A 638-nucleotide genomic window follows, 5' to 3' on the forward strand; every position below is an offset into this window, starting at 1 on the left:
ACTAGCGTCTAAACCGGAGAGGGTAGATAACGCGGTGGTCGCCATGCCCTTAGCGAATATTGATTCTATTGATCTGGAAATTGATACGAATGATCCGGAAAATTTTATCAATCTGGTTCGTCATTTAGAGCCCTCTTTTGGCGGCATCAATCTGGAAGATATTAAAGCACCAGAATGTTTTATGATTGAAAGTCGCTTACGCGAGGTCATGAATATACCCGTTTTTCATGATGATCAACATGGTACAGCAATCATTGTGGCTGCTGGAGTACTCAATGCCTTGTATTTAACAGGGCGCGATATGGAAAATACGCGGTTAGTTTGTAATGGTGCTGGTTCTGCGGGAATTGCTTGTATTGAGTTGATTAAGGCGATGGGATTTCGATCTGAAAATATCATTTTATGTGATACAAAAGGTGTTGTTTATGAGGGGCGCAAAGAGGGGATGAATCAGTGGAAATCTGTTCATGCTGTTCGAACAGATAAACGCACGCTTGCTGAAGCGATGGAAGGTGCCGATGTGTTTTTTGGGGTTTCTGCTGAAGGTGCTCTTACTCGGGAAATGGGAAGATCCATGGCACCCCAGCCGATCATTTTTGCTATGGCTAATCCCGATCCAGAAATTACGCCGGAAGAGG

The 638-nt window shown here is 44.0% G+C and carries 1 protein-coding gene; it reads left to right on the forward strand.

Features of this window, described 5'->3' with window-relative positions:
- Positions 1-638, forward strand: a 638-nt coding sequence (locus ACFIO5_RS12510) for a malic enzyme-like NAD(P)-binding protein (protein WP_375705576.1), incomplete at both ends; no start/stop codon positions are given.

It is taken from the genome of Bartonella sp. AA86SXKL, assembly GCF_042196885.1.